The 14,193-nt window shown below is 36.6% G+C and carries 10 protein-coding genes and 1 other annotated feature; of the genes, 9 read left to right on the forward strand and 1 reads right to left on the reverse strand.

What is annotated here, in order from left to right:
• The first annotated feature begins 1 nt into the window (after position 1).
• The 8 genes from gcvPA to pheT all read left to right on the forward strand — a co-directional run bounded on the left by gcvPA (position 2) and on the right by pheT (position 10,775).
• A complete protein-coding gene (gene gcvPA, locus ACEN4L_RS01665; RefSeq protein ID WP_407095614.1) occupies positions 2–1,354 on the forward strand; it encodes an aminomethyl-transferring glycine dehydrogenase subunit GcvPA in 1,353 nt (450 codons plus the stop codon).
• Positions 1,347–2,801, forward strand: a complete 1,455-nt coding sequence (gene gcvPB / locus ACEN4L_RS01670; protein WP_407095615.1) for an aminomethyl-transferring glycine dehydrogenase subunit GcvPB — start codon at positions 1,347–1,349, stop codon at positions 2,799–2,801. Before gcvPA ends, gcvPB begins: the two co-directional genes overlap by 8 nt.
• Positions 2,802–3,316: 515 nt before the next feature.
• Positions 3,317–4,705 carry a peptidoglycan DD-metalloendopeptidase family protein gene (locus ACEN4L_RS01675; protein WP_407095616.1) on the forward strand — a complete coding sequence of 463 codons (1,389 nt, stop codon included), beginning with the start codon at positions 3,317–3,319 and terminating at the stop codon, positions 4,703–4,705.
• A 113-nt stretch (positions 4,706–4,818) separates the two neighbouring features.
• On the forward strand, positions 4,819–5,571 hold the full coding sequence (locus tag ACEN4L_RS01680) for a TrmH family RNA methyltransferase (RefSeq protein WP_407095617.1): 753 nt from the start codon (positions 4,819–4,821) through the stop codon (positions 5,569–5,571).
• 336 nt (positions 5,572–5,907) lie between these two features.
• Complete coding sequence (locus ACEN4L_RS01685; protein WP_407095618.1) at positions 5,908–6,456, forward strand: HD domain-containing protein; 549 nt, start codon at positions 5,908–5,910, stop codon at positions 6,454–6,456.
• 131 nt (positions 6,457–6,587) lie between these two features.
• Positions 6,588–6,959, forward strand: coding sequence for a winged helix-turn-helix transcriptional regulator (locus ACEN4L_RS01690; RefSeq protein WP_407095619.1), 372 nt, complete (start codon positions 6,588–6,590; stop codon positions 6,957–6,959).
• A gap of 63 nt (positions 6,960–7,022) precedes the next feature.
• Positions 7,023–7,251 (forward strand) — a binding site (T-box leader).
• Positions 7,252–7,306: 55 nt separating this feature from the next.
• Positions 7,307–8,353, forward strand: coding sequence for a phenylalanine--tRNA ligase subunit alpha (pheS, locus tag ACEN4L_RS01695; RefSeq protein WP_407095620.1), 1,047 nt, complete (start codon positions 7,307–7,309; stop codon positions 8,351–8,353).
• 4 nt (positions 8,354–8,357) lie between these two features.
• Positions 8,358–10,775, forward strand: a complete 2,418-nt coding sequence (pheT, locus tag ACEN4L_RS01700; protein WP_407095621.1) for a phenylalanine--tRNA ligase subunit beta — start codon at positions 8,358–8,360, stop codon at positions 10,773–10,775.
• 48 nt (positions 10,776–10,823) lie between these two features.
• Here pheT and rnhC read toward each other — a convergent pair whose 3' ends face one another.
• Positions 10,824–11,753, reverse strand: coding sequence for a ribonuclease HIII (rnhC, locus tag ACEN4L_RS01705; RefSeq protein ID WP_407095622.1), 930 nt, complete (start codon positions 11,751–11,753; stop codon positions 10,824–10,826).
• An 811-nt stretch (positions 11,754–12,564) separates the two neighbouring features.
• Here rnhC and ACEN4L_RS01710 point away from each other — a divergent pair.
• Positions 12,565–14,037, forward strand: coding sequence for a helix-turn-helix domain-containing protein (locus ACEN4L_RS01710; protein WP_407095623.1), 1,473 nt, complete (start codon positions 12,565–12,567; stop codon positions 14,035–14,037).
• Positions 14,038–14,193 lie beyond the last annotated feature (156 nt).

The raw sequence follows: 14,193 nt of genomic DNA on the forward strand, positions 1-14,193 counted from the left end.
TGTGACAAATGAATTTCGCTATCTACCAGATACGGAGCAAGACACAGCTGAAATGATGGAAACGTTGGAAATTCATTCTATTGAAGAGTTGTTTCAAGATATTCCAGAAACTATTCGGTTGAGAGAAGAGTTCACTCTTCCCGAGACTCTTTCAGAATCGGCTTTAACGACTCACATGCGTCAACTAGCAGCTAAAAATGTCAGTACAGATGATGCGGCTGTTTTTTTAGGAGCAGGAACGTACGATCACTACATTCCTAGTGTAGTAGACCATGTTATCTCTCGTTCTGAATTTTATACGGCTTATACTCCATATCAGCCCGAGGTCAGTCAAGGAGAATTACAAGCTATATTTGAGTTTCAAACGATGATCACAGAATTGACGGGTATGGAAGCTGCTAATTCTTCCTTATACGATGGGTTTACTTCTTTAGGAGAAGCAGCCAATTTGGCCGTAACCACTACAAAACGTTCTAAAATTCTGGTCTCTAAAGGAGTTCATCCTCAAGGGAGAGAAGTTTTAGAAGCCATCTCAAAAGGCCGAGAATTTGAACTAGTAGAACTTCCATTGAAGAAAGACGTTACAGATCTTACTTATCTAAGAGAAAAGATTGATGAACATACGGCAGCAGTTGTTGTTCAATACCCGAATTTTTTAGGCTCTGTGGAAGACTTGAAAGCTATAAAAGAACTGGCAGCTGCTCAAAAAGCCCTTTTCATTGTAATGGCTAATCCATTAGCTTTAGGAGTATTGGAAGCTCCTGGGAAATTAGGTGCAGATATCGTGGTAGGAGATATGCAGCCATTAGGATTGACTATGTCAGCTGGCGGACCACATTGCGGTTATTTTACTGTAAACAAAAAACATCTGCGCAAAATTCCGGGTCGGATTATCGGACAAACCACGGATAACGAAGGCAAACGTGGATTTGTCATGACCTTACAGACGCGTGAGCAACACATTCGTCGTGAAAAAGCGACTTCGAATATGAGTTCCAATCAAGCTTTAAATGCCTTGGCTTCAGCAGTGTGTATGGCTGCTTTAGGTAAAGAGGGAATCCAAGAAATGGCGCAATTAAATGTGGACAAAGCTGATTACTTAGCGAACCAATTAAAAAATAAAGGCTTTAGCATTTATAACCAATCTCCTTTCTTCAATGAATTTGCAGTGAAATTAAACCGTCCTGTTTCAGAAGTAAACAGCTTGCTTTTGGATAAAGGGATTATTGGCGGTTATGACTTGGAACCTGATTATGAAATGGAGAATACGATGCTTCTTTGTGTGACCGATCAACGAACCAAAGAAGAGATCGATGATTTGGTTTCTGTACTGGAGGAATTAACTCATGAATGATTACACGGATATCTTATTTGAAATCAGTCAACCAGGAAGAACAGCTTATAGTTTGCCAAAAAGTGATGTTCCGCTTATTTCGTTAGCAGAAAAGTTCTCAAAAAACTTTTTGCGTGAGGAAGCTGCCGAATTGCCGGAAATTTCAGAGCCTCAATTGATGAGACATTATACGGCTCTGTCTAATAAAAACTTCGGTATAGACAATGGCTTTTATCCACTTGGCTCATGTACGATGAAATACAATCCGAAAATCAATGAAGATGTTGCTCGTTATAGTGGATTTGCCTCTATCCATCCTCTTCAGCCGACTAGAACTCTTCAAGGTGCTTTCCAATTGATGTACGAACTCCAAGAAGATTTAAAAGTCGTATCTGGCATGGATGCTATTTCCTTGCAACCAGCAGCAGGCGCACAAGGTGAGTGGGCAGGTCTGATGATCATTAAAGCCTATCATGAAAAAACTGGCGATCTGGACAAACGACGAAAAATACTTGTTCCTGATTCAGCTCATGGGACCAATCCAGCAAGTGCTGTAATCGCAGGTTTTGATGTCGTGGAGATTCCTTCAAATGAAGATGGAACAGTTGATCTGACTGCCTTGAAAAAAGAAGTCGGAGAGGATACAGCTGGATTGATGCTGACCAATCCGAATACTTTAGGTATTTTCGAAAAAGATATTCTTGAAATAGCAGATATTGTTCATGAAGTGGGCGGATTACTGTACTACGACGGCGCTAATTTGAATGCCATCATGGGAATTACATCACCTGGTGCTATGGGATTCGATATTGTTCATTTAAACTTGCACAAATCGTTCAGTACACCTCATGGAGGAGGCGGTCCAGGATCGGGTCCAGTAGGTGTAAAAGCTTATTTAGAATCTTATCTGCCTGTTCCGAGAATTGAAAAAACAACTAATGGATTCGAATTAAACTCAGACTATCCATTATCTATTGGTAGAATCAAAGGCTATTTTGGCAATTTTGGTGTCAACGTACGCGCCTACACGTATATACGTACCATGGGAGCCAGTGGATTAAGAAAAGCTTCCGAAAGTGCCGTACTTCACGCAAATTATTTGCGCAAGCGCCTAGAGCCTTATTATGATTCTCCTTACAAGCAAGTATGCAAACATGAATTTGTATTATCTGGGAATCGACAAAAGAAATTAGGCGTTCGTACATTAGATATTGCTAAACGATTGCTGGACTTTGGATATTATGCACCAACGATTTATTTCCCTTTGATTGTAGAAGAGTGTTTAATGATCGAACCAACAGAAACGGAATCAAAAGAAACCTTAGATAAATTTGCAGATGCAATGATTCAAATCGCTAAAGAAGTAAATGAGACGCCTGAATTAGTTACAGAAGCACCTCATCATACATCCGTAAAAAGATTAGATGAAGTAACTGCTGCAAGAAAACCTGTTGTTCGGTATGAATAGAAAAAAACTAGTCCTAAAAAAACCACTCAAAATGAGTGGTTTTTTTAAGACTAGTTTTATGAAAGTAGAAAAAAACAGGTTTTTTTTAGAAGAAAGAAATTAAATGAGATTTTGATTAAAATACATAACGTAATGTTTGAACACTTTTTGTCTTATTTTTAGTTAAAACTTTTACAAAATAACAACTGAATTCTAAAGATTTCTTTAATAAATAACAAGTTTAGTCTTGATAAATCAGTAAAACGAACGTATTTGAAAACGCTTTAAAATACAAAAGTAAAATTGAATGAAATTTGAACAATTACTGTTAAATAGACGTTTAGGAGTGGTGGAAAACGATGAAAACGTTTGCGGTAATCATTCTGTAATATTGCTTGCGTTTTGTTACACAACTAAAATCTTAGAATGTTTTTTTGTATGCTATATTTTTCTTAGCGAAAAAACAATAAAAAATTTACTAAATATAACACAACTGAATTTTACTAAAAGCGAATTGATCATATGGAGGAAATAAATTGAAAAAGAAATTACTTACTGGTTTACTTGCAGCATCTATGTTAGTCAGTCCATTGGTTATGCCGACTGAAGCAGCGGCTGATACTTTAGAAGACATGCGTCAAGAAAAAGAACAGTTAGAACAAGAAAATCAAAATATCCAAAACAACATCAACGTACAAGAAGAAACTTTAAAAACTTTAGCAGAGGAAAAGTCTGCTTTAGAAACTGATGTCGTTAACTTACAAAAAGATATCGATCAAGTTGTTCGTGAATTAAATGAACAAGAAAAGAAATTGAAAGCAGCAGAAGAAAAAGTTGCACAATTGCAAAAAGAAATTGAAGAATTAAAAGTATTGATTGCACAAAGACAAGAAAAAATTGATAACCAAGCTAGAGCAGTACAAACAGATGGAAACTCTGCTAATTTGTTAGACATCGTTATTTCTGCTGAAAGTCTTTCAGATTTGTTAGGCCGCGTTGGAGTGGTCAACGAATTAGTAGATGCCAACCAAGAAATCGTTGTAGCTCAAATTGAAGATCAAAAAGCCTTAGAAGCTAAAGAAGCTGAAGCTGAAGCCGAACGTGTCGCTATCGAAACACTAAAAGGTGAAATTGAAATGAACCGCAATACGTTAGTGGCTCAAAAAGATGAGTTGGATAAAAAAATTATCCAAGTAGCTGCTAATTATGATATGACTGAAGAACAAAAAAATGCTTTTGTGAAAGAGCAAGAAGTTATCGCAGCTAAAACAAGTACTTTAAGTGTAGAAATGAAAGCTGAACAAGATCGTATCATTGCTGAGCAAAAAGCTCGTGAAGAAAAAGAACGTCAAGAATTAGAGGCCAGAGAACGTAAAGCGGCTGAAGAAGCAGCTGCAGCAGCAAAAGAAGCTGAAGCAAGCAAAGTGGCTACTACATCAAGTAGTTCATCTAGCTCAAGCAGTTCTTCAAGCGAATCAAGCAGCTCGTCTAGTTCAAGTAGTTCTTCTTCATCTAGTTCAAGTTCTACAACATCAAGTTCTGGCTTCATTCGTCCGTCTAATGGATACACAACTTCTCCCTACGGATATCGTTTCCACCCGATCGAACATGTCAATAAATTACATGGCGGAATGGACTTTGGCGGCGGTGGCCCAATCGTAGCTTCAAAAGGTGGTACAGTAGTGAGAGCTCAGTACCATAGTTCATGGGGCTGGTACGTGAAAATTGACCACGGTAATGGAATTGAAACGCTGTATGCACATATGCAACCAGGTAGTTTACGTGTAAGTGTTGGACAAAAAGTTTCTCAAGGACAACAAGTAGGAACTATGGGTACTTCTGGTGGATCAACAGGAATCCATTTACATTTTGAAGTATACAAAAATGGAGTACGTACAGATCCAGCACCATATCTTGGAATGTAATTTATAGAACGTAAAGTACAACAAAAATAAATAGAATAATTGGTGTGGGACTTTTGTTCCACACCTTTTTTTAGTACACTAACTCTATGCAAATGAAGAGAGGTATTTATAAAATGGAAAGAATTTTATCTAAGAAGAATGATCGAGTGAAAAAATGGAAAAAGCTCCATACAAAAAAAGGAAGAGAATTAACAGGAGTTTATTTGATTGAAGGCTTCCATCTAATAGCAGAAGCGATGGAGCACAATGCTCCTATCCAAGAATTTTTAGTATCTGAACAAGTAAAAGAGACACTATTTGAAAAATATCCCCAAGAGAAGGTAGTCATGATTTCAAAAGAAATAGTGGATTATTTAAGTGATACTGAATCACCACAGGGCGTATTTGCTATTGTTGAAAAAGAAATGCCTGGTACGCCAGCAAATTTTACAAAACCTTATTTACTTTTAGATAATGTTCAAGATCCTGGAAATGTTGGTACGATGATCCGAACAGCTGATGCTGCAGGTTATGGAGGAGTAGTATTAGGAAAAGGTACGGTAGATTTATACAATAGTAAGGTGTTGCGTTCAACTCAAGGAGGACATTTTCATTTTCCGGTCTACGAAGGTGATTTGAATGAGTGGTTTGTCTTGTTTAAATCTCATCATTTCCCGATTTACGGAACAGAGCTGAACGAAGATGCAGCTTCTTACCGTGAAATCAATGCTCCCGAGATTTATGGTCTTGTGATGGGAAATGAAGGCAACGGTATGGATAAAGAACTATTAAAACAAACTACCAAAAATCTATACATCCCTATCACTGGACAAGCAGAATCTCTAAACGTAGCAGTAGCAGCCGGAATTCTAATGTTCAGCTTATAAGCTGCGGAGGCCGCTTGGTAGATACGGCCAGAAAATAGAAACTATAAACTGAGGCAAAGTCTCATTGCATTCGCTTTGTACCAATTCGCTAAGCTTTGTTTCACAAAGCAAGCTCAGTAGCAATGTGGAGTGCCTCGTGCAGTTCTAAAAAAAAAGAGAGACTGCTAATGATTCAAAAGCTGAGGTAAACTTGATACAGATTATGACAAAAATGTTAAGTCTATAGTAAGAAATGATGAATTCAATGAAATACGCTTTTATTTTATACTTAAACGCTGTATGATAAGACACAACATAAATAAAGCATCATACTAATTTGATAAAGGAAGTTCTTGAATGACACAGGCTAGCTGGAAATTAGATTCTGATTATGTGGCTTTAATTGAAGACTTAATTCAATGCGAAGAAGTACAAAGTTTAAAGACCATAACACATCATCATTTTTCAACGAGATTAGAACATTCAATCAGTGTCTCTTATACGAGTTACAAAATTGCTAAAAGATTGAATTTAAATTGTCGAGCTATAGCACGTGCAGGTTTGCTTCATGACTTTTTCCATGAAGATCGAGAAACCTTTGCTTCAAGCTATTCAGGGTATTCACATGCCTCTTACCATCCCCATGTGGCTCTGAAAAATGCTCAATTATTGACAGAATTAACCGACCTAGAGTGCGATATTATTGTAAAACATATGTGGTTGGCATCTCCTGCTTGCATACGTCAGTTACCTAAGTTCAAAGAAAGTTATGTAGTAACAATAGTAGATAAGTATTGTGCGACCAAAGAAGTGTTAACTCCTTTGCCACAGCTGCTTAAAACCAATTTACGACATAAAGCTAAAAATGTTTGGACGCGCTTGAAACCAGTAAATGTATCTCAATAAAGTAGGTTCGTTCCCCCATTTAATGAGATAATTAAGTGGGTTTTTTTAATGAGAAATAGTCAAATTGACGGAAATCTACTTACTTTTAATAATGAAATGTGCTATACTATAGGAAAAAGAGGTGAAATAGGATGATAACTGTTAAAAAAGAAAATCAAAATACTGTAATCTGCGAGTCTAAACAGAAAATGATTTGTCCTAAATTTGAACGGACTTTTTCATTTTTAGGGAAAAAATGGATAGGCCTTATCATCGATGTATTACTAGATGGACCTCGCCGTTTTAAAGATATTGCTTCAGCTATTCCAGAAGTAAGTGATCGAGTATTAGTAGAACGCTTAAAAGAATTGGAAAAAGAAGGCATCGTTATGCGTACGGTTGATCCAGATGCTACAATGCGTGTTGCATATACATTGACGGAAAAAGGAACTGCTTTTAGAGGCGTTATGAATGAAGTTCAGCTTTGGGCAGATCAATGGATCGCTCCCGAAGAATGCAAATAACCCCTAAATAAGCTTGACGGATTCACTTGGATTCGGTTAAACTAAATGAGAATTGAATAGTTCACAGAAACGATGACGGAAAAGAGTAATTTGAACAGTTTTTTTAAGAGAGCAAATGCCGTTGGCTGGAAGCATTTGTAAAAACAGTCGAATGAAGTTCACTTCCTGAGTTGACTTTGGAATTTACACTAACGTAATGAAAAAAGTTCCGGTATGCGCCGTTATGCAATTGAGTGTAAGTCTATTTGACTTAAACTAGGGTGGTACCGCGAATCTAAGCCTCGTCCCTTTTATAGGGATGGGGCTTTTTGTGTGTTCAAAAATGATAATTGGATAGGAGTAGAAAAATGGAATTAAAAACGAAACTTGAAACGCTGCAACTTGAAGTGTTAAACAAGGTTGAATCAGCTGCTGATTTAAAGTCTTTAGATCAAGTTCGCGTAGCGTATCTTGGTAAAAAAGGTCCTATTACAGAAGTACTCAGAGGTATGAAGGATCTTGATCCTTCAGAACGCCCAATAGTAGGTGCTTTAGCTAATGTGGTCCGTGATGCTATTCAAGGGGCTATTGAAGAACGCAAAACGATTTTAGAAACAGAAGCGATTCATCAAGCTCTGCTTGAAGAAACGATCGATGTGACTTTACCTGGAAAGCAAGTTGCTAAAGGACAAAGCCATGTATTGACACAAATCATGGAAGAAATCGAAGATTTGTTTATTAGCATGGGGTATCAAGTTATTGAAGGACCAGAAGTTGAAGAAGACAATTACAACTTTGAACGAATGAACTTGCCTAAAGACCATCCAGCTCGAGACATGCAAGATACATTCTATATTACGGATGAAGTATTGCTTAGAACACACACTTCCCCTGTACAAGCTCGTACAATGGATAAACATGATTTTTCAAATGGACCCTTAAAAATGGTCAGTCCTGGGAAAGTATTCCGTCGAGACAGTGATGATGCGACTCACTCTCACCAATTTCATCAAATTGAAGGACTAGTTGTTTCAGAACAAGTCAGTATGGCTGATTTGAAAGGAACATTAGATCTTTTTGCGAAGAAATTATTTGGTGCTGATCGTGAGATCCGTTTGCGTCCAAGTTACTTCCCGTTTACAGAACCTTCTGTTGAAGTTGATGTCAGCTGCTTCAAATGTGGAGGAGACGGCTGTAATGTATGTAAACACACTGGTTGGATCGAAATTTTAGGTGGCGGGATGGTACACCCTAACGTGTTGGAGATGTCAGGAATTGATTCTTCTGTATACAGTGGTTTTGCTTTTGGTCTTGGTCCAGAGCGCGTAGCTATGCTGAAATATGGAATTGACGACATTCGTCATTTTTATCAAAATGATTTGCGTTTCTTAAATCAATTCAAGGTAAAGGAGTAGACACATGAACGTATCTTATAAATGGTTAGCAGAATATTTGAATTTAGAATCGATTACTCCGGAAAATTTAGCGGATAAGTTAAGTCGTACTGGAATTGAAGTAGAAGACGTGACCGTTCCTCAAGAAGGATTGAAAAAAATCGTGGTTGGACATGCAGTATCTGTAGTGGATCATCCTGATTCAGATCACTTACACATTTGCCAAGTGGACATTGGAGAAGAGGAACTTTCACAGATTGTTTGTGGAGCTCCCAATATTGAAGCAGGTCAAAAAATCATTGTGGCTTTACCTGGATCTCGTATTACAGGCAATAAAAAAATCAAAAAAAGTAAAATGCGCGGAGAAGTTTCAAATGGTATGGTATGTTCTCTAGAAGAATTAGGATACTCAGACAAAGTGATTCCCAAAAAATACGCAGACGGTATCTATGTTTTACCCGAAGAAGCTGTTCCCGGAGAAGAAGTTTTCTCTTATTTAGCTATGGATGATGCTATTCTTGATTTGGCTGTTACAGCAAACAGAGCAGATGCACTAAGTATGCGCGGTGTTGCTCACGAAGTTGGAGCTGTTTACAATCAAAAACCTGTATTTGAAACGATAGAATTGAAAGAAGACGCGTCAGAAAAAGCTGAAGATTATCTATCAGTAGCGATTGAAAATAAAGAGGATGCGCCAATTTATTCGATTCGAGTCATCAAAGACGTAAAAGTAAAAGAAAGTCCTATGTGGTTGCAAACGAAATTAATGAATGCAGGTATTCGTCCATTAAATAATATTGTCGATATCACAAACTATATTTTATTGGAATACGGTCAACCGCTACATGCTTTTGACTATGATCAGTTAAAATCAAAAGAAATTTTAGTTCGTCGTGCAAAACAAGACGAAATATTAGTGACGTTAGATGAAGAAGAACGCAAATTGACTCCAGCTAACATTGTGATCACGAATGGTGAAAAACCAGTAGCTTTAGCCGGAGTGATGGGCGGACTAGATTCTCACATTACAGACGATACGGTTACAGTAGCTTTAGAAGCGGCTTTATTTGAACCCATCTCGATCCGTAAAACGGCTAAAGAATTGAATTTACGTAGTGAATCCAGTTCACGTTTTGAAAAAGGGATCAACTTGGCAACGTTGCAACAAGCTAGTGAACACGCTGCTGCTTTAATGGCAGAATTAGGAGAAGGAACAGTTGTTTCTGGCGTGTCAGCGGTAGATACAGTAGAGGTAAATGCTGCTGTTGTGACTACTACGTTAACTAAAATCAATCGTTCATTGGGGACTGAAATTTCTGCTGAAGATGTAGAAGCTATTTTCCAACAACTCGATTTTAGCGTAACGATCTCGGCAGACAACGTTGAAGTCGTAGTACCACCTAGACGTTGGGACATTCATATCGAGGCTGATTTGATTGAAGAAATCGCTCGAATCTATGGGTACGATAATCTACCTTCTACACTTCCAAAAACAGAGTCTATTCCTGGTGGATTGTCTACAAAACAACGCTTAGTTCGTCATACCAGACGCTTTTTAGAAGGATCTGGTTTAACGCAGGCCATTAGTTATGTATTGACGACTCCAGAAAAAGCGAGCCGCTTTATGATGCGCGAAAGCGAAGCTACACAACTGGACATGCCGATGAGTGAAGAACGCAGCACATTAAGAATGAATCTGTTAAGCGGTTTGTTGGATGATGTCCAATATAATTTATCTCACAATAACAACCATGTAGCCTTGTTTGAGACTGGTCGTGTGTTCTATCATGAAGCAGGCCAAGTATTGCCGCATGAGCAAGAACATTTAGCCGGTGTATTGACTGGCTCAATGCTTGCAACGGATTGGCAAGAAGAAGGGCAAAAAGTTGATTTCTATGTTCTTAAAGGAATTCTAGAAGAGTTGCTTTTAACTTATGGACTAGTGGGCAAAATAGATTATGTACAAGAGGCTAATTACACTGAGATGCATCCGGGTCGTACGGCTGCTATTACTTTAGAAGGCAAAGAAATTGGTTTTATGGGTCAAATTCATCCAGTAACAGCAAATGAACTAGATTTGAATGAGACTTATGCTTTTGAAATCAATTTTGATGCTGTTATTGAAGCAGAAAAAGAACCGACAATTTATCGTTCGATTCCTAAATACCCTGGTATGACAAGAGATGTTGCGTTATTAGTGGATGAAACAACTACAAACCAACAAATTGCAGATGTTATTGTGGAAAAAGGCGGAAAATACTTGCAACACGTTCGTTTGTTCGATCTTTACCAAGGGGAACATATTGCAACGGGTAAAAAATCAATGGCTTATACATTAGCTTATCTAAATCCTGAAGCAACTTTAGTGGAAGAAGAAGTCACAAAAGCTTTTGAAGAAGTGAAAACAGCTTTAGCAAAACAACTAAACGCAGAAATACGCTAAAAACAAAACTAGTAGAATGTCCATTTTGGATGTTCTACTAGTTTTATTTTATTTGTATCCTGCAATTTTTTTAGCTTTTTCAGTATTGGCAAAATGAAGTTTAACATATTTGTTCAATAAAGACACACCGCCGCGTTTTAATAATTTTGCAGCGACTAAATCCACATTGGATCCGGCTCCCGATGGGATTTTTGTACCAGCTTCTTTTGTCAGGTCCTCTAAACCAGTTAAAAAAGCATAACGAGCAATGATGGAAGCCGCAGCTACTGCTAAATGATGACTTTCGCCTTTTGTTTGAAAATAAACATTTTCTTTTACTTGGACAGTTTGATCTTGAATGTGTTTAAAGTAAGTTGTCGGCAGTTCGAACTGATCAATTAAAATCGCTTCAGGTGTAATAGGTGCAATTTTAGTTAACACGTGATGCAAAGCTTGATTATGCAGTACGGCTTTCATTTTTCCTTGAGTCATTGTTGGTTGAATATGATTGTACTTTTCTGGCATTACATTGAGTAAACTATATGGTAAGAAAGTAACCAAATCTTTTGCCACACGACAAATTTCTTTATCCGTCATTTCCTTAGAATCACGCACGCCCAATTCTCTCAATAGTTCAAACTGAGAGCGATCGACATAAGCTGCAACGACCGTCAATGGTCCGAAATAGCTGCCGGTTCCTACCTCATCACTACCTAAAACAGACCAGTCACTAAAGCCGTTAGGCAAAGAAGAGTCAACGCTTTTTACTTTAGGTTTCTTCTTGGTGATTTCTCCTTTAGCTTTCCAAATCGTTACCTCATTAGTAGAGTTGTTTCCTTGAAACAACACTTTTCCAGATTTGTATGCCGTAATGTTGACCGCTCCTTTTTTAGCAGCAAAGAGACTACCTGGAGGTGTATTTGGCTTTAAATAACTTTTGTAATATTCTTTCATTTCATTTAGTGTCGTTTTAGATACTAAAAGCACTTCGTTAGACATCCTACCACTCATTTCATAAAAATTTCTTTTCAAAGACAACTAATCGTTTGTTGTCCAAATGTTTCTTTTAATAGTATAACAGGCTGTACAAGAAAAAGTTTATTTTACGAGACAGAACCCAAAAATAGTTTTTTATTTAAGATGAAAAATTATCACATATGACACAAGTATTTAATGGAAATAAATTTTTTATCAAATGTCAAATAGATGGAGATAAAATAACGGTCAAAATATACTTTTCAAAGTATACAAAATGAAAAGTAAAGTTCATGTTTTTTTGTTAAAGTGAACTTAATATATAGCAAAGGGGTGACGAATTGCAAGTAAAGGTTTCTTACCTACAATACTCTCTGTCAATTGCCCTGCACTGTGCCACTCGTAAATTCATTGGACTTAATAAATATAAAAAAAACTTTTAAATATTCGTTTAAAAATGTCATATATGATAAAAACATCTATTTTGATTCTTGAAGAGTAAAGTTCTTTAAAATAGTTGTTCTGCTGCCTTATTTTTGTCACAAATTAGTCAGTAATGAATAGCAACTTTAAGGAAGTATTTTTTTACTTATCAAAATCTCAAAGGATAAAAAAGACAACAGAAGAACCAAACGCCTCTCTTCGCTTCCTTTCTAGGAGAAGCAGACAAACTACCTCGCTCTACGTCATCATCTTATGCACAAAAAAACTGCTTATCCTCATAAGCAGTTTTTTTGTGTTAGGAAGTTAGAAAACTGAACCTACAATTAGACACGTTATGGTATAATAATGTTAAATCTAACGTAACTTAACTTAATTGAATGAGGTGAGCATCTTGCGTGAATTATTAGATTCAAGTAGTTTAAGAAGGCTCAATTTGATTGAATGTCTGATTCAAAATAAAGATTGGCGGAAAATTGAAAAGATTGCTGAACAACTTTCTTGCTCCGAAAGTACAGTAAAGTCTGACATCAACTATTTTCGACTTTCTTTTTCAAATGAATTAGATTTTGAAACCTCCAAACAAAATGGTGTTCGTTTAATTGTGCAAGATACTTTTTATATGGACAGCTTTTATCAACAAATTATGCACGAATGTTTAAATGTCCAGTTTATCAATCTACTCTTTTCTGAGTCTTGTCATACTTTAGAAGAATATGCTGATGCGCTTTATACGAGTACGTCTTCTATTAAAAGAAGTATTGAACAAGTAAGAGCTGTTCTAAAGAAGTATAATCTAGACATTCAACAGAAGCCGATTCGTATAAGCGGAAGCGAAAAACACATTTTATTTTTTTATGGGGTATTGTTCTGGGAAGAATACGGAAGTTCTTTTCTAAAGTTAGATTACGCCTATAAAAAAGAAGCTTATGAATTGGTCAAAGCATTTAAAGAAAAAATGGATCTTTCTCTATCGGTTACTTTGATCAGTAAAATCACTCTTTGGCTTATTCTTTACTTTGAGCGTTTGTCGCAAGGATACCATGTCGAAGAAAATTTTCAAACTATGATTCCAATATCAAAACGGATAAAAGACTTTATGTTTGAATCTACCTATCATTTGCCATTTGAGATAACTATAGCAGATGTCACGATGATCAGCTTTTTTTTGGAAAGCCGTTACTTAAATTTTAAACAGGAAGCAATACAAACTAACCCTGAATTATTGGGTGTGTACAATGATATTGAGTTTTTTTTGGAAGCGCTATCTAAAGAAGCGTCTGTTTTTTTAGTAAATAAACAGGAGCTTAAGAACCGTCTCTTTAGTCAATATATTTATAAACTAGAGTTTAAAGGACTAAACTATTCGCTGGTAGGTAATAATAAACTTAGTGTTTTAAATAATGAAGGGACTTATGATTGTTTTTTGGGAACAGCCCAAAGGTTACTGCATAAGTCTAAAGATACAAAATGGGGAAGAGTCGTTTTATCGGATACTACTGATTTTTTCTATATTCTCATTTCTACTTGGGAAAATTTGACATCTGAAATTTTGAAAAAACGCAGGAGAATCAATACGCTTATTCTCTCTCAATTTGGACTATATCATGAGAGATATTTAAAAGAAATAATTGATGTGCGGTTCCCTTATACATTCAAAAGTTTTCTTTTAACCGAGGAAAATTTTCCTGAAGATGGGATTGAACTAATCGTCACTGATCATGAGGTAGCAGAAATCAAACTGCAACTAGACGAAGACATACCAGTTATCGGTGTTACCTACTCTCCGAACAACCGCAATTGGAGCCAGCTAAAAGACTATATCGAAATGATTTTTGCTCAGAAGCGATTAGACTCTGGTGAATAAATTTATTGCCCCTTTGTATCGTTTAGAATCCAAAAATATAGTAAGTTCAATTACCAGGAAGAAGCGCTATGCTTCAATTCCTGGTTTTTTTTCAAAAACCTACATTTTACATTCATTTCATGTTAAAATAAAATGAAATGTGCTTAACTAGGAGGG

Origin of the sequence: Desemzia sp. FAM 23988 (assembly GCF_045528365.1) — a bacterium.
GTDB lineage: Bacteria > Bacillota > Bacilli > Lactobacillales > Carnobacteriaceae > Desemzia.